Source organism: Vannielia litorea (genome assembly GCF_019801175.1).
GTDB lineage: Bacteria > Pseudomonadota > Alphaproteobacteria > Rhodobacterales > Rhodobacteraceae > Vannielia > Vannielia litorea_B.
Genome location: NZ_JAHVJR010000001.1, coordinates 373232 through 398399, shown reverse-complemented (window position 1 = coordinate 398399; position 25168 = coordinate 373232). Strand labels below are relative to the sequence as shown.

Here is a 25168-nt window from a genome sequence, read left to right as displayed (position 1 = left end):
GGGTCGTTGCCGCGCACCTTATGCCCGCTCGGCGCGGCGTCAACACCGCACGCGCTTGTTTGGACAGGGCGCAGAGGCTATTCCCCGCGAAACAGTTGGAAAGGGGCCCCATGCTGGACGGGCTGAAGAAATGGCTGAAGAGCAAGGAGCGGGCGATCCGCACCTCCTTTGGCGATGACATCTCCACGCCCGAGAAGCGGCGGCAAGCGAAGTGGCACTTTCACCTCTTCGACCACGCATGGCTGCGCACCTTCTGGACCAACTTCGACAAGGTGGCCGAGGGGGTTTATCGCTCCAACCATCCCGGCCCCGAAAGGTTGAAAAAGTACAAGGCGATGGGGATCACCACGGTGCTGAACCTGCGCGGTCAGGAGAGCGGCTTTTCGCCCTGGCTGTTCGAGGAAGAGGCCTGCCGGGAGCTTGGGCTGAACCTCGTGGTGGCCAAGATTTATGCAAGGCGGCCAGCCACTCGCGCGGAGATGTTGAACCTGATCCACACGCTCAAGACGATTGAAAAGCCGTTCGTGATGCACTGCAAGTCCGGCGCGGACCGGGCGGGCCTTGCCTCGGTGCTCTATAAGCTGATTGTTGAAAAATCCTCCATTGAGGAGGCCCGCAAACACCTCTCGCCGCGCTATCTGCACCTGAAGTGGACCAAGACCGGCGTTTGCGACCACATCATAGATATGTGGGAGGCCGATCACATCGCCACAGGTATCGGGGCGGAGGAGTGGTTTCTGACCAAATACGACCCGGAAGCGGTGGCTCGCAGCTTTGCCGCGCGGAGCCGGAAGGACGCCGCGTGAGCGAACCGCGGCACACAGCCTTTGGATGGCTTTGGCGGGGCTACCTGAAGCCGCATTGGCCGGCGCTTGTGTTCGCCGGGATGCTCATGGCCATCGAAGGCTCGATGCTGGGCTTCCTCAGCTACATGATGAAGCCGATGTTCGACTCCGTCTTCATCGCCGGGGAAAGCGGCGCGCTCTGGACGGTGGGGCTTGGCATTCTGGCCATTTTCCTGATCCGCGCCTTCACCTCGGTGGGGCAGAAGCTGCTGTTGGCCCGCGTGGCTTCGAACGTTGTTTTCAAGATGAAAACCCGTCTCGTCGCCCACCTGATGCGGCTCGACACCACGTGGCACGGGCGCAACCCGCCCGGCGCGCTGATCGAGCGGGTCTCGAACGACACGGGGGCCGTGCGCGAGGTGTCCAATGTGGTGATCACCGGGCTGGGGCGCGACGTGGTGGCGCTGATCTCGCTGCTGGCGGTGGTGCTCTGGATCGACTGGCAGTGGACGCTGGTGGCGCTCATCGGCACGCCGCTGCTGGTGGCCCCGACCCTGCTGGCGCAGGCCTTCATCCGCCGCACCGCCATGAAGGACAGGCAGCTGGCGCAGCACATGTCCGTCAGGCTCGATGAGGTGTTTCACGGCATCAACCCGATCAAGCTGAACCGGCTGGAGGACTACCAGTCGCGCCGGTTTGACGGTCTGGCCGCCGAGCGCAGGGGCACGGAGGTGCGCAACCAGGTGGGCCGCGCGGCGATTCCGGCGCTGATCGACGTGATGACGGGCATCGGGTTTTTCGCCGTGCTGATCTACGGCGGCCGCGAGATCATCGGCGGCGACAAGACGGTTGGCGAGTTCATGAGCTTCTTCACCGCCATGGCGCTGGCCTTCGAGCCGCTGCGGCGGCTGGGGCAGATCAGCGGGGTCTGGCAGGCCGCGCAGGTGAGCCTTGGCCGGGTGCGCGAGATGTTCGACGTGCGGCCGTCGCTGACCTCGCCCGCCGCGCCCAAGGCGGCCCCGGCGGGGGATATCGTGTTTGACGACGTGCGCCTGAGCTATGGCGATGCGCCGGTGCTCAACGGGCTTTCGCTCACCGCGAAGGCGGGCGAAACCACCGCGCTCGTCGGCCCGTCGGGTGCCGGAAAATCGACCGTTTTCAACCTGCTGACGCGGCTTGTTGATCCCTCTTCCGGGCAGATCACGCTGGGCGGCACGCCGATTGGCGCGATCGGCTTGCCGGAGTTGCGCGGCCAGTTCTCTATGGTGAGCCAAGAGGCGCTGCTGTTTGACGACAGCCTGCGCGAGAACATCCTGCTGGGTCGCGAGGTGCCGGAGGCGCGGCTCGATGCGGCGCTGGAAGGCGCCCATGTGGCGGACTTTCTCAAGGACTTCCCCGAGGGGCTGGAAAGCCCCGCCGGGCCGCGCGGCTCCAGCCTGTCAGGCGGGCAGCGCCAGCGGATTGCCATCGCCCGTGCCCTGCTGCGCGACGCGCCGGTGCTTCTGCTGGATGAGGCGACATCGGCGCTCGACACCAAGAGCGAGGCGGTGGTTCAGGCGGCGCTGGACGCGCTCAGCCAGGGCCGCACCACGCTGGTGATTGCCCACCGCCTCTCGACCGTGCGCAATGCCGACAAGATCGTGGTGATGCAGGCCGGCCGGGTGGTGGAAGAAGGCACCCATGACGCGCTATTAGCGCGCGGCGGCACCTATGCCGAGCTCTATCGCCTGCAATTCGCCGAGGAAGGCTAGCGCCCTATGTCTCCGCCCATGGATCGCACCGTTTTTCGCATCACCGGCACCGACCGGCTCGAGTTCTTGCAGAACCTCGTTACCAACAACGTGAAGGGGCTGGAGACCGGCCTTGTCTGGGCTGCGCTGCTGACACCGCAGGGCAAGTATCTGGCCGATTTCTTCCTCGTGCCGGAGGAGGAGGCGCTGCTGGTTGATGTGGCTACGCCGCTGGCCGCGGATCTTGCGAAACGGCTGAAAATGTACCGGCTGCGGGCCGATGTGCAGATCGAAGAAACCGAAGTGGTGGTGACCCGTGGCACCGGCCCAGCCCCCGAGGGCGCCCTGCCCGACCCGCGCGATCCGGCGATGGGCTGGCGGGCTTACAACGGCGCACCGGGCGACGACACCGATTGGGACGCCATGCGCGTGGCGCATATCGTGCCCGAAAGCGGGTTGGAATTGGTGCCGGGTGATAGCTACCCGCTTGAGCTTGGCTTCGAGCGGCTGCACGGCGTGGATTTTCGCAAAGGGTGCTACGTGGGGCAGGAAGTGACCGCCCGGATGAAGCACAAGACGGAGCTGAAAAAGGGCCTCGTACGGGTGGCCGTGGAGGGCGCGGCGCCGGTGGGCACGGAGGTGCTGGCCGGGGATCGGCCAGCGGGGGTGCTCTATACCCAATCGGGCGGTCAGGGGCTCGCATGGCTGCGGTTCGACCGGGCCGACGGGCCAATGCGCGCGGGCGATGCGACGGTAATTTGGGACGGAACGCGGCCCTGAATCCGTAAAACAGGCTCCGAAGGGTGCGCCAAAACCGCACACCCCTCGGTTGAAACAGTCTGTTCTCGATCTCCGATCAGGCGCGCTCGGCGTACTCCATCGTTTCGGTATTCACGATGATGTCTTCATCCTGACCGACGAAGGGCGGCACCATGACTTTGACGCCATTGTCGAGGGTCGCGGGCTTGAAGCTGTTGGCCGCGGTCTGGCCCTTCACGACCGGCTCGGTCTCGACGACTTTGCAGGTCACTTTCTGCGGCAGAGTGGCGCTCAGCGCCTCGCTCTCGTAGTACTCGATCACGATGGTCATGCCGTCTTGCAGGAAGGGTCGACGGTCGCCGAGGATGTCGGCGGGCAGCTCGATCTGCTCGTAGGTGTCGGTGTCCATGAACACCAGCATCCCATCGGATTCATAGAGGAATTGCTGGTCTTTCTGCTCGAGGCGGACGCGCTCGACCTTGTCGGCGGAGCGGAACCGCTCGTTCAGCTTGGAGCCGTTGCGGAGGTTCTTCATCTCGACCTGGGCAAATGCGCCGCCCTTGCCGGGCTTCACGTGGTCGACCTTAACGGCGACCCAGAGGCCGGCGTTGTGCTCGAGCACGTTGCCCGGGCGAATTTCATTTCCGTTGATCTTCGGCATTATGGCGAAACCTTGGCAAAATCTTGAAAGCGGTTTGGCGGGAGCTATATCTTGCCGCTGTTGGGCTGACAAGCCGACTAGATACGGTGGAAGGTGACGTAGAGTTATGCAATGAGCGCATAGCTGCCATGACTTAGGCGGCATATCGAATCGGGATGAAACACTCCTATATCGGCGGCACGCCACATCCTCAAGACCAAGAAAAACAAGGAAAACGCATGATTGACTTTGTCGACGGCACGGCTTTCAACCAAGAACAGGGCCAACGCGCTCGCAAGCTCTTTGCGGCGGTTGTTCTTGCGGCTCTGGATGATGCCATCGCGGATGACAAGAAATACGGCAACGGCCCTGAGCAGATCGCCCGCTGGGCGCGGTCGCGCGACGGCCGTGAAGTGCTGAGCTGCGCCGGGATCGACCCCAACGAGCGGGTCGTGGGCGGGCTCATGGAATTTGTCGGCAAGGGTGTCCGCACCTCCGTCGCGCTGTCGCGCGAGGAGAGCGAGCGTCGCCAGGCTGCCGAACAGGCCGAAGCGGCCTGATCCCAACTCCAAGATTTCTGCTCTGCTGCCATGAAATTGCGCCGGCCCCTGTGCCGGCGCTTTTTCGTTTTGGGGCCGGGCCTTAGCGCCCGGCGTTAACGAATGCCGCGGGTTTCCAGCGCGCGAGCGATCTCGCGGCGCACCAGCTTGCGGACGTTCTGGGTGATGCGCTCGCCCATGCGGCCGCGCAGTTCGGCGCGGACCACCTCGGAGACCAGATCGGCAAGGCGGGCCTCGTCGATCAGGGCGGGGGCGGCGAGATCATCGAGGGTGTCTGCGAAGGCGATATGGTCCACCTCCGGCTCCCACGGGTCATCATCTTCTTCGACGCTGGTCGCTGCATCGCGGGCATCGGTGCTGATGACGTAGCCGTCGAGCGCGGCGTCTTCCGGCTCGGGCGCGTGGCTGGCGGCGCGGTGACTGCTGCGGAACACGAGCGGCGCATCGGCCTCCATCTCGATCTCTTCCGCCTCGGGCGCGTCTTCCGCGCTCGCCTCCATCGCGGCGGCCTCGGCCTCTTCGGGGAGGGGCAGATCAGGCGCTGTCCAGTCTTCCTCGGGTTCGGGCCAGTCTTCCTCGGCCTCGGCTTCCTCTGACAGATCCTCTTGCGGGGCCTCCCACTCGGCCTCGGCGAGGGCTGGCTCCTCGGGAAGCTCCGCCTCGGCGCTCACGGCGGGCTCGGGGGCTTCGTCCGGGGCCTCCGGGGTAAGGTCAATCACGTCATCCGGCTCGGCCCAGGTGAAGTGCAGGCGGCCAGCGGGAATGTCGGGCGTGGAGAGGTCGATCACCGTGTCGGTGTCATCCTCATCATCCCAGTCGTAGGACGACTCCGAGGCGGCAACTTCGGACCCATCGGGCTCGAAGGCATCGCCATCGTCAAAAGCCTCTTCCAGCCCGGCGACACGGGACTGCAGAGCATCTTCCGGCGCTCCGGGTTGAGACGCGAGTTCCTCAACGCCCCCCTCCTCCGGCGCATCACTGTCCGCGAGTTCTGCCCAGGAGGCATCGAGCGCCGACTCATCCTGCGCTTCGGCCTCTGCGGGTTCTATCGCTGGCTCTTCAGCCGCGCCCTCTTCAGGCGCGGTCTCGGGATCATCTCCGACCCGCAGCGAGGGGGTGAGCACCAGCGCGTCATCGGCCTTCGGCGAGTCGCTGGGCGGGCCAGCCTCCGCTTGCGGGCGCGGGCGCGTGGCGTTTTCCGACACGAGGCGCCGGATGGAGGACAGGACATCCTCGATTTCAACGTTCGACATCGGATCAGACATCTACACCTCTCGCCGCGTCAGACTCAGCTTATCCCGCATCATTTCATGGGTGGCTGACGCTTTTGCCCTTTCGCTCCTGCTTTTCCGCAAGCCGTGGCCTGCCGGTCACGTTGGCAGTGGCACGCCCGATACGGAGCCGACCGGGGATCACCGGTCAGAGGTTAACTTTTTGGAGCCCGGCGCACAACTGCGGCGGCAGAAAGCTGCACCGGCGGGTGGCGCTCACTGGCGCTGGAGACGTTCCAGCACCCGGTCGAGCTGCTGCCCCTGGCGGGAGCGCTGTGCCGGTGCGGTTTTGACCGCATTGTAGTAGGCCGCCGGATCATAGGTCTGGATGCCCAGACCGAGGTGCTCCACGGTCAGGAGACCCATCGCAGAAAGAAGTGAATAAAGTGCTACGTATTGCTGGGCCTGCGCATCAATCCGGGCCGAACGTGCATCGAGCAGGTCTTGCTGCGCGTCGAGCACGTCGAGCGTGGTGGCGGCGCCGAGGTTCTGTTCTTCCTGCACGCCGCGGAAGGCGACGGTGGCCGCGCGGATCTGCTGATCGGTGGCCTGAAGCTGGGCAATGGCGACGCGGAGGTTGGCCCACGCGTTGCCGACGAGCTGCTGCACGTTGTGCGTGGTGCTGAGCAGCGCGGCGCGGTTGGCCTCGGTCTGGTTGCGCGCCTTGCGGACCTGCGCCGAGAGCTTGCCGCCGGCGTAGATCGGCTGGTTCAGCTCCAGCCCGAAGCTGGAGCGATCGTTGCCCTGATCGTCGAAGCTGAGGTTGGCGGAGCCGTCGACGCTGAACTTCATCGCCGCCTGCGCCCGTTTGACCGAAAGCTCGGAGGCGGCCACGGTGTGCTGGGCCTGCCGGATCAGCGGATGGGTGCGCACGGCCACGGCCTGCGCGGCCTCCACGGTGGCGGGGATCTTGGGGGCGCCCGGCGGCGGAGCAAGCGCCTTGGGGTAGCTGCCCACGGCGACGCGGTAGCTTTCGCGGGCAACCTCGAGCGTGCCCTGCGCGGCGGCCTCGGAGCTGCGGGCGGCGGCCAGCTGGGCCTCGGCCTGGGCGACCTCGGTGCGGGTCACCTCCCCCACCTCAAAGCGGTCGCGGGCAGCGCGGAGTTGCTGGTTGGTGAGCCGGACGTTGGACTGCGCCAGCGCGAGGCTCTCGGCGGCGGCGGTCACATCCATGTAGGCCTGCACGGCGGCCAGCAGCACCTGCTGCTCGAAGTTCACCAGCGCCTCGCGGGTGGCGAGCACCGTCTCTTTCTGAACCTCGACGCCAAGCTGGGTGGCGCCGTTGTCATAGAGTGTCATGCTGGCCGAGAGGGTCACAGTGGCACCCAGCTCGTAGTTGGAGGTGGCAGAGGCCGAGGCCCCGGCGGCAAAGGCGATGATCGGGCGCAGGTCGGCCAGCGCGATGGCGACATCTTCATCCGCCGCTCGCAGCAGCGCGCGCTGCTGGTCGAGGATGTGGCTGTGCCGGTAGGCTGTGATCAGCGCGTCGGTCAGCGTTTCGGCAGTGGCGGTCAGCGGTGTTAGGGCGGTGGCCCCTGCCAGAGCGAGCGCAGCCAGCCCTTTGCGAAACTTGAAAAACTTTGCCATTCCGGCCCTCGCCTGCTCGCGCTCTTTGGCGCTGGTCTCTATTGCGTGGCGCGGGGCCACGGTGCCCTCAGAGGGCGAATTCTCGGGTCGCCTCGAAACCCGGCAGAACCGGTGCGGAGGCATTGAAGGCGAAACGCCATGCGATGCGGCCTCCCTGCTTGCTGCCGATCTTCACGGTGCCCAGCGTGCCTTCCATCATCAGGCAGGCGATGCGGCCGCCCTCCTTGAGCTGGCCCTCGATGGCCTCGGGCAGCACGCCCACGCCACCCTCAACGATGATGGCATCATAGGGGCCGTGCTTGGCGGCGCCCTCGGCCAGCGGGCCGGTCAGGACCACGGCGTTCATCACCTCTTCGCGGGCAAGGATCGCCTCGGCCTCGGAGGCGAGGTGCTCATCCTGTTCCAGCGCGACCACGGTATCGGCCATCTCGGCCAGCACCGCCGCCGAATAACCCAGCCCGCAGCCCAGATCGAGCACCATGTCGGCCGGGCCGATATCGAGCGCATCGAGCATCTTGGCGAAGGTGCGTGGCTCCAGCATCACCCGGCCCGGCGCCAGTTCGAGGTTTTCGCCCATGTAGGCAGCCTCGCGCTTCTCGTCTGGCACATAGGCCTCGCGACGGATTTTCAGCATGGCGTCGATGATGGGAAACTTGGTCACATCGGAGGGACGGACCTGGTTGTCGACCATCATCGTGCGGCGGGTGTCGTAGACGCTCATTGGAAAGTAAACTCTTCGGTTCGCTTCGCTTTTCTAGAAGTGCCACGAAACGCCGGGCGAGGCAACATGGGCAATATGCACATGGTGCACAGGGTGTTGCACTTTCTGTGCGCTTAAAGGCCTGATCTTTGAAGCCTTTGGCTGGTCGGTGTCCGGGCGACCGGGCCGAAGCGGTGGGGGTTTGGCTCCCCTGCCCCGTGCTCTCGGCTTGGACCGCGCCCCGTGACGCCAGCCTATGATCGGGCGAACGGGCTCGCTCCGCGCCCCTCACATCGGCTCTGGGAGGCCCGCCCCGCAAAGCGCGCGCGCCCGCCACGGAGCCACTTGAAAGCCCCCGCGAAACCCGCTACCTCCCCCAGCACCACCCGAATGGACGGCGAGTTGGCGGAGTGGTGACGCAGCGGATTGCAAATCCGTGTACACCGGTTCGATTCCGGTACTCGCCTCCAAACAATTTCAATGACTTAGACGAAATCTCGACTGACGCGGAAGCGCCGTCTAAACATTTGTCTAAACATTCTGTTTTTGTTCCGTTCTCATTCGCTGCGCCTCAATGGCCCTGACTTTCTGCCTCACCTTCTTGGTGTAGTGCAGCACCATCGCCGGGCTTTGGCCCGTGATAGAGGCGACCAGATCATCCCCACAGCCAGCTTCGACCAGCTCGCAGGCTGCGTTGTAACGCCAACTGTGAATATCGTAGTCGAGCGCGCCGATCTGTTCTCGAACAGCTCGCACGGCGGCTGAAGCGCCACGGTAGGACCAGCGGTTGGTGCCTCGCTCGTTCGTGGCAATGAAGACGGAATGGCGGCTCGCGGCCTTCAATGCCGCTTCCAGCTCTGGAAGGATCGGCACCCAAAGCTCTTTCTTGGTCTTGCTCTGCTTCACGCAGAAACCACCGTCCTGAATGTCAGACCAGCGCATGTTGAGCACATCGCCGATCCGCTGGCCGGTGCAGACACAGAGTTCCATGACGAGCCGTTGCCGCGTACCCAGCGGGCACGCCTCGCGGTACGCATCGAGCAATTGCCGTGGCCATGGCTCACGCTCGCGCTTCTCTGTTCTAAGTTCCGGCACGCCCCGCGCCGGGTTGTTGTCACGCCAACCGAGATCAACACAGTGCTCCATGAGGACGCGAAGCACTCTGAGCGAATAGTTGGCGAAATACGCCTTCTCAGCGTTCGCATCGCGCAAGCGGATCACATCCTTGCGCTGCATCTTCGCCGGATTCCTGTCGCCCATGATCGAGGCGAAGAAATCGAGGTGCTTGTCGTAATCCAGCCCCGTCCGAGGCTTGAGGTTCCGATACCTGGGCGACGCCCGGTAGCTTTTGATGAGGGCGACGAAGGAGCGGTGCGCTATGACCTTGGGCTGATCCTTGGTCGCAAGGATATCCGCGTATTCCTTCCAGAACGAAGCCGTCCCGAATTCGCTCTCGAATTTGCGCGACGGCCATCCGCGCCGCTGGAAGTAAATACCATTCCTTTGACGGTAGACGTGTTTTGGAAGCTCACGCTTTGCCATGACGCATATCTATCCCCTCAAATTCGTCGCCTTCTTTGGGCCGAGAAAGAACAAGTTCGATCCTTCGGCCCTCTATGGTGACACGCCCCACCGTCTTTCCGGCGCGTTCAAAAGCATTGAGGAGGTCCAGAGCTTTTTGCTCGATCTTCATCCTTGCCATTGCTCGCTCCTCGGGGTTCGCCTCTTCCTTCTGTTCGCGCATCCATGCTGGCTGAATGTGCAGTTAACGCCCATGCAAACAGGCGATAGGAAGAGTCTAGGCACACCCCGAATCGGAGGCAACGATCGGCCAGAACAAAAATCTTGAGCCACCAATTTTGTGTCACTAACTGCATAGAGGCAATGTGACATTATTATAACAATTGAGCTCGAAAAATCACCTCGCGTGGCCAGCTTTGCCCCTTACTGCTTGACGCGAGCTTTGGCCCAAAAACCGCCGGAGACAACTTGGTGGGTTGTGTCACTAAATGCATACAGGAACGAGAGGCGCGCGCGTCTACGCGCGCGCGTGGGAACTCCACGCACGCGCTACCGAGGCTGTCCATGACGGGTTGCAGCTAACCTGCGATCAGCGCCCGCCAATGGCCCGCCTCCTCCCCCCTTCGATAAATGAAGTCTGCGGGGGAAGGAGGCTAGCGGCAGCCCCAAAAGCCCAACGGGTCGTGTTACTTCCCAGAGGCCCGGAAAATTCGCCCCTGAGCGCCACGCCACCCCTGTCGGCCACCCACCCACTCGAAAGCTCCGGTCGGATTGATCTAAACGCCTCTCGCGTCTTTACGGGCTGCTCTGGCGCAGACGGACTGATCTTAAGACACTGGCGGCAAGGAGTATTCGCTCCATCCAAAGCCACAGTAAGCTCGCTGAACAATCGACAGCTCGGGCGGAGAGCCGTCTTGGGCTGCATACGCTTGGACAATAGGCGCCCAGCTCTAAAGCTGGCCCTGCGAGTTGTTCGAGCCTTCTAATTCACCGTTCTTTGCTTGGCATTCTAACTGTCCGGCAGCCACTACGATGTCCCTAGCAAGTACCCAGCGCCGGACCTATGCTGAGTGGTAGACTTGATAGCGAGGTATCGGTTTTGTCAGACAGTCTAAAGATAGTTCGTGTATTCATTGGCTCTCCCGGCGGCTTGGATCAAGAGCGTCGCGCTGCTCATGAAGTCGTCGAAAGCGTAAACAGGAGCCATTCCGAAAGGTGGGGTTGCCATTTCAAACTATTGGGATGGGAAAATGCTGTTCCCGGGTATGTGCGACCTCAAAGCAAAATAAACGAAGACCTTGATCGATGTGACTACTTCATTGGCGTTCTTTGGAACAAGTGGGGTTCACAACCAAGCAATGATCCTTCCGGCTACACGTCAGGATTTGAAGAGGAGTATGAGAGGTCCAAGGCCCGCATTGAAGATGGACACATGAGAGACATGGCGATCTACTTCAAGGAAGTCGAGGTTCCGAGCGGCATGGAGCCGGGAGAAGAGATCAAGAAAGTTCTCGACTTTCGGCAAAAATGTATCGATGAGAAGAAGGTATTCTTTAAGCTGTTTTATGATATTTCGGAGTTCAAGGCTGTCATCCGAGATAAGTTGGAAGAAATTGGATGGCAAGAAACTGACATTCTCTCGCCACAAATTCAGCAAAGCACCAAATCAAAAAAGGAATCTGGCCACAATGATTCAATATTAGATTCGGCTAGCCAAGATGAGTGGTTAATTGAAGATAGAGCTAGAGAATTCTTGTCAGAAATAGTTCAACGGCCCCATTCATGGGGAGGCACATCTCCACAAGAGGTGGCTCGCCTTCGGCTCATTGGTAATGCCATTTCAAGATCGGGAAATGACGATAGCTATCTAGGGAATCATGATGCCAACTTAATCTTTCAGCACATGCGAAATGATCCGCTCTCCGATCAAGAGATTCAAGCGCTGCTTGACTGTGGAGTTTTTGGATTTGAGCACCAAAATGTGCCGCTTTGGCATTGGGTTGCGCAGCACCTAGTCGGCGACGACACCTATTACCGCCTTAGAATCCTCGCAACGGTCGGAACCGATGCCGAGAAAAGGAATGCAATCCGCATCCTAGAGCTGCTTGACCAAGCTATCCCGACCCACGATGGCTATTTCAACAAGGATGGCGTGCTGACCACTTGGTTTGACGAAGACACGGACAGTCGAGTATTTGACGCGGCTGTGAGCTTCCTCGCGGCCAACGGTCAAAGTGAAGACATTTCGTTCATCGAGACAGCCTCTTCTGGTTGTTCACCACATCGCAAGAACAAGGTTGAGGGTGCCATTGTTGGCATTATTTCAAAATTTAGCGCCAACGATGCGCTAAGGCGGCTATGTGACCGAAATGTTGACAAACTTGACGACCGAATAACCGACGATCTTTTTTCGAGTCCACAGTCGCTTTCCTCAGAAATTCTCAAAGAGTGCCTAACGGCTAAACCTGATCCGGTGCGGCTCCGGGCAGCCAAGCTACTATCAATGCGGAACGAGCTAACGCGTGAAGACGCTCAGGCAATGTTGACGGATTCGAGCCACGAAGTCCGCCTTACCGGATCAGAAGTCCTGGCACGTTTGGGGCATCCACTAAACGAGGAAACACTGAAGTCTGTTCTGACGGTTAAGAAAAGCGATTTCGGGGTTGGGCTGCTCAGAAGCATGCAAAACGACACTAGGTTTTTTGAGGCCTACCGCTCGAACAGGCTTTCAGAACTTACGATGAGTGAGTTGCGCGATAGGGTAGACGGCCCACTCTTGTTCGTGGATCGAGAGCTATCGGCTCTTTATAACAAGTTTGGCGCATCCATGCAGGATGAAATGCGGACCCACCTTTCCGATGGTTTCAATGGACACTTTGAGAGGAAAATTGAGGAAGCTAAACTAGCATACGGAGTTAGCGACAAAGTAGTCTTAGAAAGCGAGAAGCTTGGACCATTCCATCGAAAAATGCTTTGTAACGCCACAATCGCGGCTCTCTGTAATTTAATGATACGTGAAGATCTTGAACTGATCCGCACGACAATTGACCAATTTGAAGTGGACGCCAATGAAAGCACTCTCAGGTATTTGTCAAAGTTTGGAGAGTGGCAAGATATTGATCGTATCAAGAATCTCGGCAACCAGCCATCTGATCGCACAGGTCTCTTCTTTTTCAGTCAAGAAGAAATAACAAAGCAAAAAGCCAATGCTATCTACTCTTTGGGAAAGTTACGCATTTCAGATATGCTTGATTTAGATTTGGATAACCAGATTAGAAAATATCTTCTAGCTGAAATGCCCCAAAAAGCGTTCAAGAGCTTAAGCGATGATATCCTTTTACGGGAGTTAAAAAGAAGTCATGACGAGAGCCGAATAGTTTTCGCCCTGCGGTGCGTACAGTCATTGACCAAGTCGAGAACAACTTCCCTACTTGATCAATACACGGACAGCGAGGAGCATCGTTTCTACAACAGCATTCACTGGCTCGACCTCGGCGCGGCCTTGCCAAGCACGATGGCTAAGTCAGTAGCTATACGCGAATTGTCTAGGCGCTTCTAAGCTCAACAATCTCGCTTTCTTGGCTGGTGGCGATTTCCCAACCGTGAAAGCGAAAGTTCACTCTACAGTTTTTATGGGCTGCATTGCAGCAAGACGATGCTTAGTCCCATGTCTGCTCAGGGCTTCGCTTACTCTGTGCCCTTGTCAGGCATCTGGCCGCCGTATGCGTCCAGCACCATCTTGAAGTAGGTCGTCGTTTTGTCGGAATGCGCGCTGAGATCGGGCCAGGCGAACGGAAAGGTTCCATCGGTCACCGACCAGTCGATTTCTAACCATAGCATTTCTGCAATAGCCTCGGCCTCAGGCGACTCCTTGTCTTCGGGCCAGAGGTCCATGTCCAACGTTATCCATGCGTCGCCGTCATCATCGACCTTGATGTCAGCGCTCAAAGCAGCCAGCCTCTCTCCCACGTTGCTTGCATCATCCAGCAATGCCGCCCGCAACAGCAATTCGGCCTTCCTTGCGTCCATGTTCATCGTGAGTGCCATGGGTGTTCTCTCCGTTTGGATGAGAGATATGCATCTCTTCGTTCGATTAAAGGGTGTAGACTTTCAAGGTCCGCTTCTGCGGAGCCGCACTGCCGCGACAGTTTCCCCAACGAGCGACAGCTTCCAGCCGCCTGCAAACCTTCACGGCGGCACTGTCACCAATTTCGCCAACTCAAACCCATGGTTGCGGCGATACTCTCAGGACATCCAGCACGCACACGTGCGCGGTATGCGCGAACGGACAAGCCGTTCTTTAAGGCCTCGACTTCCCACTCGTCATTCGGATTGTGTTCAATATCGCGGGTGCTCTCGGTTGCAGCTCGCTCCCCTGACCATCCACGCTTGAGGCGGGCTTTGAAGGTACTGAATGCTATCCCGTTTTCATCGGCGACAGGCCAAGCCGGAAGACCGTTGTCCAGCTCTGCAAGATTATCGCGTCTGCGATTTTCAAATGCAGCTCTATCGTACGGATAATCCGTGTATTCACATTGGACCGCCCAACACTTGGTACCGTCACCAGAATCCAACAGATCGACCACACCGTTTTCCTTGAGCGGATGCGGTTGGAGGCCGTAGCGCCAGCAAAGCCACCACGCAGCTTCAGGACTGGCAGCTTTGCCGATTATCTTGCCGCCCAGCGGCGCAACGTTGTTGATCAAAAGTTTCTTCCCTATGAGCGTTTTGGGCATGAAGCCCACGATGCTCACAGGTTCTAGTAGGTCTGGTAGGCCGACTGAAAGCAAAAACCCCGCCTTCAGCGTGATGGTGTAGCCTGTCTAAACATTCGCGAAACGTTCGCGCGTTTCGAGTGGCTTGTCTAAACACTTTTCCGCACGTTATCAGTAATTTACCCACTCTTGCAAATCCGTGTACACTGGTTCGATTCCGGTACTCGCCTCCAACCTCCCTTTCAGCACAAGCGAAGCAGGCCGCCGGGTCAGGCGGGTGTTTTGTTGCGCAGCGCGGTATAGAGCGACGGTTCGTCGAGGGGTTTGCCGGAGAAGTGGGCCCAGGCGTGGACGCCTTGCCAGAAGAATAACTCGAAGCCGGAGATGATGGAGAGGCCGGCGGCTTCGGCGTCTTGCAGGAAACGGGTGTCGAGCGGGGTGTAGACGGCGTCGAAGGCCCATTCGGCGCCGGGCAGGCAGCGGGCGGGGATGGCGGTGCCGTCGTGGCCGACCATGCCGACGGGGGTGGCGTTGACGAGGCCGGTGGCTCCGGCAGCGAGCGCGTCGACCTCGGTGCCGGTCACCACTTCAGTCCCGCGGGAGGCGGCGCGGAGTTCTTCAGCGAGAGCCTCGGCCTTGGCGGTGTCACGATCGACGAGGCGCAGCTCGGCGGCCTCCAGCGCGACGAGGGCGAAGGCCAGCGCGCGGCCCACGCCGCCGGTGCCCACGAGGCAGACCTTGCCCGGCCCCGCCTCGCCGCGTGCGGCGCGGTAGGCGGCCATGAAGCCGGTGTAATCGGTGTTCCAGCCGGTCGGGCCGCTTGGCGCGAAGAGCACGGTGTTGACGGCACCGATGGCGGCAACCAGCGGGTCGGATACCTTGACCTTCCGCGCGACATATTCCTTGTAGGGGTAGGTCACGTTCACCCCGCGATAGCCATCGCGGGCGCAGCGGGCGAAGATGGTGTCAAAATCCTCCCCAAGCGCGGGCGGGATCAGGCTGTCATACTGGACCTCCATGCCGTTCTGCGCCCCGGCGAGCCGGTGCAGGCGGGGGGAGGAGGAGGAGGCGATATTGTCGCCGATGAGGCCGAGAAGCAGATCCGGCATCGGTCAGCTTTCCTTCTTGCGGAAGAGGCGTGCCTTGCCCCGGCTCCAGAGCGGGGTTTGCGACACGAAAATCAGGATGACGGCGATGAGCAGCGTCAGCGAAAGCGGCGATGACACCACGCCGCCCATGAAGCGCCAGAAATCCTCGCGCTCCGAGATGATGGCGCGGCGCCAGTTGTCATCGAGCAGGCGCGACAGGATCACGCCGAGGATCACCGGGCCGAGCGGGTAGCCGTAGTGGCGCATGAAGTAGCCGAAGACGCCGAAGCCGAGCATCCAGTAGACATCCGTCAGCGAGTTGTTCACCGCGTAGGCGCCGACGATGGAGAGCAGCATGATCAGCGGGATCAGCACCGAGCGGGGCATCTCGACGATCTTGGTGAAGAGCCGGATGCCGGTGAGGCCGAAGATCAACATGAAGATGTTGGCGGTGACCAGCGCGCCGACGATGAACCAGAACATGTCTGGCTGGTCGATCATCAGCATCGGGCCCGGGTTGAGGCCGTGGATGAAGAGCGCGCCGATCATGATGGCGGTCACCGCGTCGCCGGGGATGCCGAGGGTCATCATCGGGATGAAGGCCCCGCCGACGGCGGCGTTATTGGCGGTTTCGGGCGCCACCAGCCCCTCCATCGCGCCATCGCCGAACGCGCGCTCGGGGTTCTTGGTGACCCGCTTGGCGTGGTCGTAGGCCATGAGCGCGGCAATGTCGCCGCCGGTGCCGGGGAGCGCGCCGATCACCACGCCGATGGTGGAAGTTTGCAGGCTGAGCGGCAGGTGCTTGCGCACGGTCGACAGCGACGGGACGATGCGGGTGATCTTCTGGCGCACCGCGTCCTTGTCGACGTGGTGGAGTTGCAGCAGCGCCTCGGACACGCCGAACATGCCGATCATGACGGCGATGAAGCTGACGCCGCTGGTCATGATCTGCAGATCGAAGGTGAAGCGCTCGGTGAAGGTGAGCGGGTCACGCCCCACGGCGCCGATGGCGATGCCGAGCGCACCGGCGAAGATGCCTTTCACGAGGCTGCCCTGCGAGAGCGAGCCGACCAGCAGGATGCCGAGGACCGCCAGCAGCATGTAGTCGCGCGGCTGGAAGCGCAGGGCAAAGTCAGAGACCAGCGGCGCGGCAAGGGCCAGCACGCCGATGCCGACGAAGCCGCCGATGAAGCTCATCACCGTGGTCACGCCAATCGCCTGCCCCGCCTCGCCGCGTTTGGCCAGCGGGTAGCCATCGAGCGCGGTGGCGATGGCCGAGGGCGCGCCGGGGATGTTGAGCAGGATCGCCGTGCGGGAGCCGCCATAGACCCCGCCCATGTAGATGCCGATCATCAGCGAGATCGCCGGGTAGACATCCCATGAGAAGGTGAAGGAGATCAGGATCGACACCGCCATTGTGACTGACAGGCCCGGAATGGCGCCCACGTAGACCCCGGCGAATGTGCCGAGACCCACCAGCAGCAGGAGCTGGGGCTGGGTGAAGACAGTCAGAAAATCCCACAGCGCGGTCATTCGCCTGCTCCCGAGAAGAGGTTGCGGAAGAACTGGATGAACTCGGCCTCGGGCACGATGCCGGCGGGCATGAGCACGGTGAAGACGATGCGGAAGATCAGCCAGATCAGCGCCAGCGAGCAGAGCGAGACGGCCAGCGTCCAGAGCCACGAGCGGCGGGCGAGGATCTTGATGGCGGCGATCAGGAAGAGCGCGGCGGTGGGCAGAAAGCCGAGCGGCTCCAGCGCCACGCCGAAGGCCACGAGGAAGGCCGCGAAGACGAGCACCACCACCGGCAGGATATCACGCGAGAAGGTCTCGCTGCTGATACGCGGCAGGCGGGCGGTCTTGATCACCACGATGAGCGCGGTCACCACCATCACCGCCGTGGTGGCCATCGGCACGGTGCCAGGCGCGGAGAGCGCCTCGAAGCCGGAGATGCCATAGGCGCTCCACAGCAGGCCAAGGGAAGCCACGAGGAGGAAGATGGCAAAGCCCAGTTCGCCGGGCCGGCGCTTGGCCTCGACCCCGCCGGGGGTGGCGTCGGAGGTGCCGTCGTGATGGTCGGGATCGATCTGGTCCATGGCCTCCTCCCCAGGCTGCCGTTTGGTACAAGAAGGGCGCCGCGCTCGGGTGAGATGCGGCGCCCGCTGCTCTTGAGTGATAGGCGCGGCGCAGGGTTCGCGCCACCCTCAACTGCGGTGGATCACTCGCCGGGGCGGGCGATGCCGAAGTCTTCCGGCGAGGCCTTGGTGAGGCCCGCGTCCTGCAGCAGCCAGGTGGTGCCCTGCTGCCACTTGGTCAGGAAGTCCTGCGCCTCTTGGCCGGAAATGCCCATCATGGTGAAGCCGCGGTCGTCCATCAGCTTGATGAACTCTTCGTTTTTGGCGCCTTCGGCATAGGCGGCGCCGAGCTTGGCGACCACGTCATCAGGGGTGCCGTTGGCGACGAACACGCCAAAGAACGGGCCCCAGGGCAGGTAGGTGCTGTAGCCATCGTTGAAGCTGGTCACGGCGGGCACGTCGGGCAGCTTCGCATTGGCTTCCACGTCGAAGACGGCGAGCGGCTTCATGTTGCCGGCGCGGATGCCTTCGATGGCGGCGCCGAGCACGGCGGGCATCACGTCGATCGCGCCACCCTGAAGGGCGGTCAACGCGGGGCCGTCACCATCGTAGGGCACGGAGATCACATCGAGGCCGCCTTCGACCGAGGTGATCATGCCGGTCACCACGGAGGGCAGGCCGCCGGGGCCGGTCGCGCCAAAGCGCACCTCACCGGGGTTCTCCTTGATGTGGGCCATCATCTCTGCGTAGTCGTTGAACGGCGCGTCCACGTTGGCCACCAGCATGGGCGTGCCACGGGCGAGGATGCTGATCGGGATGAAGTCGGAGTAATCCTTGTCGCCCAGACCCATCACCTTGTAGAGCAGCGGGTTCTCGGCGCCCATCAGCAGGGTGTAGCCATCGGCATCGCTGTCGGCCACGTGGTTGAGCGCGATGGCGCCCACGCCGCCGGTCATGTTCTGCATCACGATGGTGCCGCCCAGCGCCTCTTCGGCGTGGGGCGTGACCGAGCGCATCACGGTGTCGGTGGAGCCACCGGCCCCCCACTGGATGATGCCCTGGATCTCTTTTTCAGGGTATTCGGCCAGCGCAGCGCCAGCCGAGAGGGTCAGCGCGGAGATCGCGCCAAGGATGAATTTGTTCATGGTGTCCTCCCAGACAGTTCGGATTGCGGCGGCCCGGTGGGGCCGCTCCGATGGCAGGCGGGGTAGCAAGCGGGCAAGGGTAACGTCAAATACCTTTTCGTCGCCCGCGTTAACGTGATGTTAAGATTGCCGCCAATAGCCCGGCCCCTCCTCGGTGGCGCGGGCCAGCTCGCGGCGAAAGTGGGTGATGGCGTGCTCGGCAAAGCCCGAAAGCACCCTGCCCTTCTTGCGTGACACGTAGATGTCGATCGTGCTGCCCTCCACCAGCGGGCGGCGGACGAGGCCGGGCAGCTCGGCCTCTGCGACCGAGAACTCGTCGATCACCGCCACGCCCAGCCCCTGCCGCACGAGGCTCACCACCGTTTGGGCAAAGCGGCCGCGCATGGCGTGCTGCGGCTCCAGCCCGGCGGCGCGAAAGGGCGAGGCGGTGAGCGCGCCATAGGGGTCGGACGGCTCGACGCCGATGAGCTGCTCTTCGGCAAGGTCATGCACTGATATCTCGGAGCGGCTGGCCAGAGCATGCCCCTCGGGCAGGATAACCAGCAGACGGGCCTCGGCGATCTTCTCGTTCTCGACAGAGGCGTTCTGCACCTGAGACGACATGATGACGAACTCGCCGCGCTCGAGCAGCAGATAATCCACCGTTTCCTCGATCTTGAGGATGTTCAGGTCGATGAAGAGGCTCTGGTAGCGGTCGCGCACCCGTTTCAGCACCCGCGCGGCGATGACCTGCGCCACCGAGGGGGCGGAGGCGAAGGCGAGCGCCACGTTCTCGCCGCGCTTCAACGAGCCGACCGCGTCTTGCAGGTTGGCAACGCCCTTGTAGACCTCGCGCACATGGTCGAACACCGCGCTGGCCTCGACCGAAGGCACGAAGAGCCCCGCCTTGCGCTCGAACAGGCGAATGTCGAGCGCCTCCTCGGTGTGCTTGACCAGCCGGGATATGCCGGGGGCTGACACGCCGAGCATTTCGGCCGCCGATGAGATCGTTCCGGTCATCATCACCGCCCGGATCACCTCGATCTGGCGCAGGGTCATTTCGGGCATTGCGGCTCCTCCTCCGTCGCGCCGATTAACCTGATGTTATGCAGAGCGAAAAGCAAGCATTTGACGTTAGGGCGAGGAGCGGCGATGGATCGGGGAGGACGAGACGGGAGGAGGCCTTGGCCGAAGAGATCACCTGCGACCTGCTTGTGGCAGGCTCCGGCGCCGCCGGGTTGGCGGCGGCCGTTGTGGCAGCCCATCGCGGGCTGCGGGTGGTGGTGGCCGAAAAGGCCGATGTGATCGGCGGCACGACCGCATGGTCGGGCGGCTGGATCTGGGCACCGGGCAACCCGGTGTGCGCGGCGGGCGGCGTAGCGGAAGAGCCGGGCGCGGCGCAGGCCTATCTGGAGGCGGTGCAGGGCAATGCCTTCAACGCCGAGCTGGTGGATACCTTCCTCAAAGCCGCGCCGGAAATGGTGGGCTTCTTCGAGCGCGAAACGGCGCTGCAGTTCGAGCCGGGGCTGAAGATTCCCGATACCTACAGCCACTTGCCCGGCGCGGGCAAGGGCGGGCGCTCAGTGATCGCCAAGCCTTACGAGGCGAAAGGCCTCGGCGCGGCATTGAAGCTGCTGCGGCGGCCCATGCGCGAAACCAGCTTCATGGGGATGACCATCCAGGCCGGGCCGGACCTGCGGGCCTTTATGACCGTGCTACGCGCGCGCCGCTCGGCGCTTTACGTGGCGCGGCGGATGGCGCGGCATCTGTGGGATCTGGCGCGACACGGGCGCGGCATGCAGCTACGCAACGGCAATGCACTGGTGGCGCGGCTGATGCGCTCGGCGCTGGACCGGGGCGTGGAGCTGCGCACCGGCCACGCGCTGGAAGGGCTGCTGACCGAGGCGGGCGCGGTGGTGGGCGCACGGCTGGCCGTGTCTTCGGGCGAGGTGACCGTGAAGGCGCGGCGCGGCGTGGTGCTGGCCTGCGGCGGCTACCCGCATGATACCGCCCGCCGCGCCGCCACCTTCCCCCGCCCCGAAACCCATGCCGCCCTTGCCGTGCCTGAAGCCACGGGTGACGGGCTGCGGGCCGGCGAGGCCGCAGGCGGGCGGCAGACCGAGGCGCTGGCCGGCCCGGCGGCGCTTTGCCCGGTGTCCGAGGTGCGATGGCCGGGCGGCACGCGCGGCACCTTTCCGCATATCATCGACCGGGGGAAGCCGGGGGTGATCGGGGTGCTGGCGAATGGCCAGAGGTTCTGCAACGAGGGGCTGGGCTACCACGATTATGTCACCGCCCTGCTTGCCGCCACGCCGGAGGATGCCACGCCCGAAAGCTGGCTGATCTGCGATCACCGCTTCATCCGCCGCTACGGCCTCGGCATCACCCGCCCTGCCCCGCTGCCGCTGCGCCCGTGGCTCCGCGCGCGCTACCTGACCCGCGGTGCCACGCCCGAGGCGCTGGCCCGCGCCTGCGGCATCGACCCGGCGGGGCTGGCCGCGACCATCGCCGCCTTCAACGAAAGCGCGGCGTGTGGCGAAGACCCGGCCTTCCACCGCGGCACCACGCCCTACATGCGCCTTCAGGGCGACCCGGACCACGGGCCGAACCCCTGCGTCGCCCCGCTCGCCCGCGCGCCCTTCTACGCCGTCCGAGTGATCCCTGGCAGCTTCGGCACCTTTGCCGGCCTTGTCACCGATGGCGCGGCGCGGGTGCTGGGGCCGGAGGGCCAGCCGGTGCCCGGCCTCTACGCCGCCGGGACCGATATGGCCTCTGTCATGGGCGGGCATTACCCTGCGGGCGGCATCAACCTCGGCCCGGCGCTGACCTTCGGGTTCATCGCCGGGCGCCACGCTTCGGGAGAGCAGCCATGAGCCGCATGATATCGGTCGCCCACCTCACCGCCATCGAATTGGCGCCGCCCGCGTTCATCCGGGCGGCGGCGGAGGCGGGGTTCGACGCGGTGGGGCTGCGGCTGCGGCGGGTCACCCCCACCTCGCCCGCCTATCCGCTGATGGAGGACCGGGCGGCGATGGCCGAGACCAAGGCCGCCCTCGCGCAGACAGGCCTTGCCGTGCATGACATCGAGTTCGTGATGATCGAGCCGGAGCTGGACATCGCCACGCTGGACCCGCTGCTCGACGCCGGGGCCGAGCTGGGCGCGCGGGAGCTGATCACCGCGCCCTACGACCCCGACCTCGCCCGCCTTGCCGATACGCTCGGCGCCCTCTCGGAGCGGGCAGAGGCGCGGGACCTCGGGGTGTCGCTCGAGTTCTTCCCATGGGCCGTGGTGCCCGACCTTGCCGCCGCCCTCGCCCTCGCCGCGCAGGCCGGGCCGGGCGTGGGGGTGCTGGCCGACAGTCTGCATTTTGACCGATCGGGCAGCAGCCACGAGGCGCTGGAGCAAGCCGAACCCGGCCGCCTGCGCTTTGCCCACCTAAGCGATGCGCCGGTCGAGCCCAGCTACAGCCGCGAGGCCTTGCTGCACACCGCCCGCGAGGCCCGCCTGCCCCCCGGCGAGGGGCAGATCGACCTTGCCCGCTTCCTCAAGGCGCTACCCGAGGGATTGCCGTTGGGGGTGGAGGTGCCGATGGATGCCCACAGCGCCGCCCACGGCCCCGAGGCCACGCTGTCCCGTGCCGCCACCGCCACCCGCGCCCTGCTTGCAGAGGTCTTCGGACCGGGCGACAAGGTGCCGAGCGGCGCACCGAGCCGCCCCACAGAGCAGGAACGCCCCGAATGACCCCCGACGCCGGCATGGCCATCGTCTTCGACCTCGACGGCACGCTGGTGGACAGTGCGGCCGACATTCATGCCGCTGTGAACCGGATGCTGGCCGATGCCGGTGAGGCCCCGATGTCGCAGGAGAAGGTGGCGGGCTTCGTGGGCCACGGCATCCCGACCCTCGTGCGGCGGGTCATGGCCGACCGGGCCGCGCCCGCGGAGCAGGAGCCGGAATGGCTCGCCGCGATGCTGGCGCATTACGCCGCCCATCCTGCCGACCTCACGCGCCCCTACCCCGGCGTGCCAGAGGCGCTGGCGACCTTGCAGGCTGGAGGCTACCGGCTCGGGCTCTGCACCAACAAGCAGCGGGCGCTCTCGGAACAGATCCTCGAAGCACTCGGCCTCGCGCCCTTTTTCAACGCCGTCATCGGCGGAGACAGCCTCGCCGTCACCAAGCCGGACCCGGCCCCGCTGCACGCGGCCTTCGCGGCGCTCGGCTGCACGCCGCTGCTCTACGTGGGCGACAGCGAGGTGGATGCCGAAACTGCCCGCCGCGCCGCCCTGCCCTTCGCCCTCTTCACCGAGGGCTACCGCAAGACCCCGGTTGAGGAGTTGGCGCCGCAGATCGCCTTTTCAGATTTCGTCCAACTGCCCGGCAAGGTCGCCGCGCTGGCCGCGCTCGGGACGGCCGCGCAATAAGCGATGGTCGCCGCCCACGGCTCTGATACGCTCCTGCCGAGACCACCCACAGGAGCCCCGAGATGCGCACATTCTTCTCCGAAGACCACCGCCTGCACTTTCCGCAGGCCGAGCTGACCGGCGGCCAGTTCGTTACCCCGTTCGAGCGGCCCTCCCGGGTGGAATATGTGCTGAACCGGCTCAAGGAGCAGGGCCTCTCCGACATAGTGGCCCCCGGCGCGCCTGACATGGCCCCGGTGGAAAAGCTGCTCGACCCGGGCTTCCTGCGGTTCCTCGAAACGGCTTGGGGCGAATGGAAGGCGGCGGGCATGGCAGGCGAGGTGATCGCCGCCGGAATGCCCGCGCGCGGGATGCACACGGACCGATGCCCTGAATATATCGATGGCAAGGTGGGCTACTACTGCCACGCCTCCGAGACGGCGATCACCGGCGGCACGTGGAAGGCGGCGCTCTCTTCGCTCGCCTCGGCGCAGGCCGCCCAGCGCCACGTGGCGGGCGGGGCCGAGGCCGCTTTCGCGCTCTGCCGCCCGCCCGGCCACCATGCGACCGCCGACCAGTATGGCGGCTATTGCTTCATCAACAACGCCGCGGTGGTGGCACAGATGTTCCGCGACGGCGGGGCTGGCAAGGTGGCGGTGCTCGACATCGACTTTCACCACGGCAACGGCACGCAGAACATCTTCTACGACCGCGCCGACGTGCTGTTTCTCTCGCTCCACGGCGCGCCCTCCCACGCCTACCCGTATTACCTTGGCTATGCCGACGAGCATGGCGCGGGCGCGGGCGAAGGGGCGAACTTCAACTACCCGATGCTGCCCGGCACGCTCTACGCCCCATGGGCCGAGGCGCTGGACGACGCGATTGCGCAAATCCGCGCCGCAGGCGTGGAGGCGCTGGTGATTTCGCTCGGGGTGGATGCCTACAAGGAAGACCCGATCAGCTTTTTCAAGCTGGAGTCGGAGGACTTTACCGACGCCGGCCGCCGCATCTCCGGGCTGGGGTTGCCGAGCGTCTTCTGCATGGAAGGCGGCTACGCGATCGAGGCGGTGGGGATCAACACGGTCAATGTGCTGGAGGGCTTCCTCGGGGCCTGAGCTGCGGGTAGGTCGTGCGGATGAGCCACCCCGCGGGGCCGCTCATCCGGGTTTTCAGAAGCGCGTCGCGCTCACTTCACCAGTTCGGTCCAGATCGCGGTGTAGAGATCGGTCGCCGACTGCGGGCAAGTGGGCAGGAACTTGCCCGCTGCCGCAAACTCCTCCGGTACCACGATCTCAGGCGCGGTCTTCATTTCTTCGGGCATGAACGGGTCAGACCCTTCGATGCCGTTGGCATAGCGCGCGAACTCCGAGATCATCGCGGCGTTCTCCGGCACCATGATGAAGTCGAGGAACTGGTAGGCCTCCTCCACGTTCGTCGCATCGGCCAGCAGGCCCACCGAGTCCATCCACAGCGGATAGCCCTCTTTCGGGTAGCCGTAGACCACGTCGGGGTTGTTCAGCCGCGCGCGCATGGTCGAGCCGTTCCAGTTGACGGTGGCCACGTAGTCGCCCGAAGAGAGCTTGTCGGTGGTGCCGTAGTCCATCGAGATCCACTTGGGCTTGGCGGCCATCAGCTTGTCGCGCACGCCCTTCAGGAGCTCGAGGTCTTCGGTGCAGGCCTCGCCGCCGGCGTTGAAGATCGCCAGTGCCATGATGTCGTTCATCTCCGGCACCACGTTCACCTTGCCCACCAGCTCCTCGGGCGGGTCGAGGAAGATGTCGGAGGTGTTCACGTCGCCGCCATAGACGGTCGTGTTCACCGCCATGCCGGTGGTGCCCCACTGCCACGGCACGGTGAACTTGCGGCCCGGATCCCAGGCCACGTCCATCCACTCGGCAGCGATGTTGCCGTGGTTGGAGAGCTTGCTCATGTCGAGCTCGGCCAGCAGGCCCTTTTCAAGATAGATCGGCACGTAGTTGGCCGAGGGCACGACGAGGTCAAACCCCGAGCCGCCTGCCTCGACCTTCGCGAGCGCAGTGGTGTTGCTGTCGTAGTCGGTGACCGTCACGGTGATGCCGGTCTCCTCGGTGAACTTCTCCAGAAGCTCCGGCGAGGTGTAGTTGCCCCAGTTGAACAGGTTCAGCGTGCCCTCGGCCTGGGCCGCGACCGCGCTGGCCACAAGGGCCGTGGTGGCTGCGAGTATCTTCTTCAT

At 63.5% G+C, this 25168-nt stretch carries 23 protein-coding genes, 1 tRNA gene and 1 pseudogene; 11 read left to right on the top strand and 14 right to left on the bottom strand.

Going from position 1 to position 25168, the window contains the following annotated elements; all coding sequences use genetic code 11:
• The first annotated feature begins 110 nt into the window (after positions 1–110).
• From KUV38_RS01990 to KUV38_RS01980, 3 genes are read left to right on the top strand one after another with little or no spacing between them, the layout of a single operon-like run.
• A complete protein-coding gene (locus KUV38_RS01990; RefSeq protein ID WP_222468447.1) occupies positions 111–806 on the top strand; it encodes a tyrosine-protein phosphatase in 696 nt (231 codons plus the stop codon).
• On the top strand, positions 803–2536 hold the full coding sequence (locus KUV38_RS01985) for an ABC transporter ATP-binding protein (protein WP_315898583.1): 1734 nt from the start codon (positions 803–805) through the stop codon (positions 2534–2536). The genes KUV38_RS01990 and KUV38_RS01985 overlap by 4 nt, the downstream gene beginning before the upstream one ends.
• Positions 2537–2554: 18 nt before the next feature.
• Positions 2555–3295 (top strand): YgfZ/GcvT domain-containing protein, encoded by a 741-nt coding sequence (locus KUV38_RS01980; protein WP_261385122.1) that lies wholly within the window; start codon positions 2555–2557, stop codon positions 3293–3295.
• Positions 3296–3371: 76 nt separating this feature from the next.
• Here KUV38_RS01980 and efp read toward each other — a convergent pair whose 3' ends face one another.
• Positions 3372–3935, bottom strand: a complete 564-nt coding sequence (efp, locus tag KUV38_RS01975; protein ID WP_222468445.1) for an elongation factor P — start codon at positions 3933–3935, stop codon at positions 3372–3374.
• 218 nt (positions 3936–4153) lie between these two features.
• Between efp and KUV38_RS01970 the strand changes: the two genes are divergently transcribed.
• A complete protein-coding gene (locus KUV38_RS01970) occupies positions 4154–4474 on the top strand; it encodes a DUF6280 family protein (protein WP_140015094.1) in 321 nt (106 codons plus the stop codon).
• 95 nt (positions 4475–4569) lie between these two features.
• Here KUV38_RS01970 and KUV38_RS01965 read toward each other — a convergent pair whose 3' ends face one another.
• The 3 genes from KUV38_RS01965 to KUV38_RS01955 all read right to left on the bottom strand — a co-directional run bounded on the left by KUV38_RS01965 (position 4570) and on the right by KUV38_RS01955 (position 8053).
• Positions 4570–5739, bottom strand: a complete 1170-nt coding sequence (locus KUV38_RS01965) for a hypothetical protein (protein WP_222468444.1) — start codon at positions 5737–5739, stop codon at positions 4570–4572.
• 222 nt (positions 5740–5961) lie between these two features.
• A complete protein-coding gene (locus tag KUV38_RS01960; protein WP_222468443.1) occupies positions 5962–7332 on the bottom strand; it encodes a TolC family outer membrane protein in 1371 nt (456 codons plus the stop codon).
• Between the two features lie 67 nt (positions 7333–7399).
• The gene (locus KUV38_RS01955; RefSeq protein ID WP_222468442.1) at positions 7400–8053 is read right to left on the bottom strand and encodes a protein-L-isoaspartate O-methyltransferase family protein; all 654 of its coding nucleotides are present in this window, start codon (positions 8051–8053) and stop codon (positions 7400–7402) included.
• Positions 8054–8428: 375 nt separating this feature from the next.
• On the opposite strand from KUV38_RS01955, the gene KUV38_RS01950 reads away from it, so the two are divergent.
• Positions 8429–8502 (top strand) — tRNA-Cys (locus KUV38_RS01950).
• A 61-nt stretch (positions 8503–8563) separates the two neighbouring features.
• Here KUV38_RS01950 and KUV38_RS01945 read toward each other — a convergent pair.
• Together KUV38_RS01945 and KUV38_RS01940 are read right to left on the bottom strand one after the other, a co-directional pair.
• On the bottom strand, positions 8564–9574 hold the full coding sequence (locus tag KUV38_RS01945; RefSeq protein WP_222468441.1) for a tyrosine-type recombinase/integrase: 1011 nt from the start codon (positions 9572–9574) through the stop codon (positions 8564–8566).
• The gene (locus tag KUV38_RS01940; protein ID WP_222468440.1) at positions 9561–9776 is read right to left on the bottom strand and encodes a hypothetical protein; all 216 of its coding nucleotides are present in this window, start codon (positions 9774–9776) and stop codon (positions 9561–9563) included. The genes KUV38_RS01945 and KUV38_RS01940 overlap by 14 nt, the downstream gene beginning before the upstream one ends.
• Positions 9777–10616: 840 nt before the next feature.
• Here KUV38_RS01940 and KUV38_RS21150 point away from each other — a divergent pair.
• Both KUV38_RS21150 and KUV38_RS01935 read left to right on the top strand, forming a co-directional pair.
• Positions 10617–10946: pseudogene (locus tag KUV38_RS21150) on the top strand (DUF4062 domain-containing protein); the annotation flags it as partial.
• Between the two features lie 48 nt (positions 10947–10994).
• A complete protein-coding gene (locus KUV38_RS01935) occupies positions 10995–13112 on the top strand; it encodes a hypothetical protein (RefSeq protein WP_261385121.1) in 2118 nt (705 codons plus the stop codon).
• A 128-nt stretch (positions 13113–13240) separates the two neighbouring features.
• On the opposite strand, the gene KUV38_RS01930 is transcribed toward KUV38_RS01935, so the two are convergent.
• From KUV38_RS01930 to KUV38_RS01900, 7 genes are all read right to left on the bottom strand, one after another.
• Entirely contained in the window at positions 13241–13600 is a 360-nt protein-coding gene (locus tag KUV38_RS01930) for a hypothetical protein (RefSeq protein WP_222468438.1), read from the bottom strand.
• A gap of 155 nt (positions 13601–13755) precedes the next feature.
• Positions 13756–14289, bottom strand: coding sequence for a hypothetical protein (locus KUV38_RS01925; RefSeq protein ID WP_222468437.1), 534 nt, complete (start codon positions 14287–14289; stop codon positions 13756–13758).
• 248 nt (positions 14290–14537) lie between these two features.
• Positions 14538–15377: a shikimate dehydrogenase family protein gene (locus KUV38_RS01920; protein ID WP_222468436.1), complete on the bottom strand. Its 840-nt coding sequence runs from the start codon at positions 15375–15377 to the stop codon at positions 14538–14540.
• 3 nt (positions 15378–15380) lie between these two features.
• Entirely contained in the window at positions 15381–16889 is a 1509-nt protein-coding gene (locus KUV38_RS01915; protein WP_222468435.1) for a tripartite tricarboxylate transporter permease, read from the bottom strand.
• The gene (locus KUV38_RS01910) at positions 16886–17452 is read right to left on the bottom strand and encodes a tripartite tricarboxylate transporter TctB family protein (protein WP_222468434.1); all 567 of its coding nucleotides are present in this window, start codon (positions 17450–17452) and stop codon (positions 16886–16888) included. Before KUV38_RS01910 ends, KUV38_RS01915 begins: the two co-directional genes overlap by 4 nt.
• A 122-nt stretch (positions 17453–17574) precedes the next feature.
• Positions 17575–18576, bottom strand: a complete 1002-nt coding sequence (locus KUV38_RS01905; protein ID WP_222468433.1) for a Bug family tripartite tricarboxylate transporter substrate binding protein — start codon at positions 18574–18576, stop codon at positions 17575–17577.
• A gap of 120 nt (positions 18577–18696) precedes the next feature.
• Positions 18697–19623: a LysR family transcriptional regulator gene (locus tag KUV38_RS01900; protein ID WP_222468432.1), complete on the bottom strand. Its 927-nt coding sequence runs from the start codon at positions 19621–19623 to the stop codon at positions 18697–18699.
• Positions 19624–19739: 116 nt separating this feature from the next.
• Here KUV38_RS01900 and KUV38_RS01895 point away from each other — a divergent pair, with 116 nt between their 5' ends.
• From KUV38_RS01895 to KUV38_RS01880, 4 genes are all read left to right on the top strand, one after another.
• Positions 19740–21428 carry an FAD-dependent oxidoreductase gene (locus KUV38_RS01895; RefSeq protein WP_261385120.1) on the top strand — a complete coding sequence of 563 codons (1689 nt, stop codon included), beginning with the start codon at positions 19740–19742 and terminating at the stop codon, positions 21426–21428.
• Positions 21425–22297 carry a sugar phosphate isomerase/epimerase family protein gene (locus KUV38_RS01890; protein WP_222468430.1) on the top strand — a complete coding sequence of 291 codons (873 nt, stop codon included), beginning with the start codon at positions 21425–21427 and terminating at the stop codon, positions 22295–22297. The genes KUV38_RS01895 and KUV38_RS01890 overlap by 4 nt, the downstream gene beginning before the upstream one ends.
• Complete coding sequence (gph, locus tag KUV38_RS01885; RefSeq protein ID WP_261385119.1) at positions 22294–22977, top strand: phosphoglycolate phosphatase; 684 nt, start codon at positions 22294–22296, stop codon at positions 22975–22977. Before KUV38_RS01890 ends, gph begins: the two co-directional genes overlap by 4 nt.
• A gap of 62 nt (positions 22978–23039) precedes the next feature.
• Positions 23040–24071: a histone deacetylase family protein gene (locus KUV38_RS01880; protein WP_222468429.1), complete on the top strand. Its 1032-nt coding sequence runs from the start codon at positions 23040–23042 to the stop codon at positions 24069–24071.
• A gap of 71 nt (positions 24072–24142) precedes the next feature.
• Here the strand turns inward: KUV38_RS01880 and KUV38_RS01875 are convergent, their stop codons facing one another.
• Entirely contained in the window at positions 24143–25168 is a 1026-nt protein-coding gene (locus tag KUV38_RS01875; RefSeq protein ID WP_222468428.1) for an extracellular solute-binding protein, read from the bottom strand.